This window comes from Streptomyces sparsus (genome assembly GCF_054776295.1).
On the sequence record NZ_BAAHCA010001468.1, the window covers coordinates 1 to 811 of the forward strand.

The following is an 811-nucleotide window of genomic DNA, read 5'->3' on the forward strand; positions in this document are numbered from 1 at the left end:
GGTGACGAGGGCGGTGAGCGCGGCGAGCGCGTTGGAGACGTTGAACGGGCCGGGCAGCGGCGCGGCGGCCCGGACCGTCACCCCGCCGGGGCCGACGGCGGTGAACGTGGAGCCGAGCGGGCCGACGGTGACGTCCCGCGCGCGCCAGTGGGCGTCCGGGTGGCCCTCGGCGGAGAAGGTGGTGACGGGGACCTCGGACTCCCGTACCAGCCGCTGGCCCCACTCGTCGTCGATGTTGACCACACCGGCCCGGGAGCGGGCCCGGCTGAAGAGCCGCGCCTTGGCCTGGAAGTAGTCGTCCATGTCCGTGTGGAAGTCGAGGTGCTCGGGGCTGAGGTTGTTGAAGACGGCGACGTCGAAGACGCAGCCGTCGACCCGGCCCAGGACCAGCGCGTGGCTGGAGACCTCCATGGTGACGGCGGTGACCTGGCGTTCGCGCATGACCGCGAACAGGGCCTGGAGTTCGGTGGCCTCCGGCGTGGTGCGCTCGGACTTGAGCCGCACGTCCCCGATCCGCGACTCGACGGTGCCGATCAGCCCGGTGAGCTGGCCCTCCTTGGCGGCGGCCCGCAGCCCGCCGTCGATGAGGTAGGCGGTCGTCGTCTTGCCGGACGTTCCGGTGATGCCGATCTGGAGGAGGTCCTGGCCCGGATCACCGTAGATGGTGACGGCCAGTTCCCCCATCCGGCTGCGGGGGTCGGGGACCGCCAGCACCGGCAGTCCGGTGGCGGCGGCGCGCTCGTCGGCGGCCGGGTCGGTGAGGATCGCGGCGGCGCCCAGTGACTGGGCCTGGGCCGCGAAGTCCGCGCCG

General features: G+C 73.4%; 1 protein-coding gene. It reads right to left on the reverse strand.

Annotated features, from left to right (window positions below; genetic code table 11):
• The coding region (locus tag ACYVE9_RS29080; protein WP_461030865.1) for a Mur ligase family protein at positions 1–811 on the reverse strand (811 nt) is incomplete at both ends.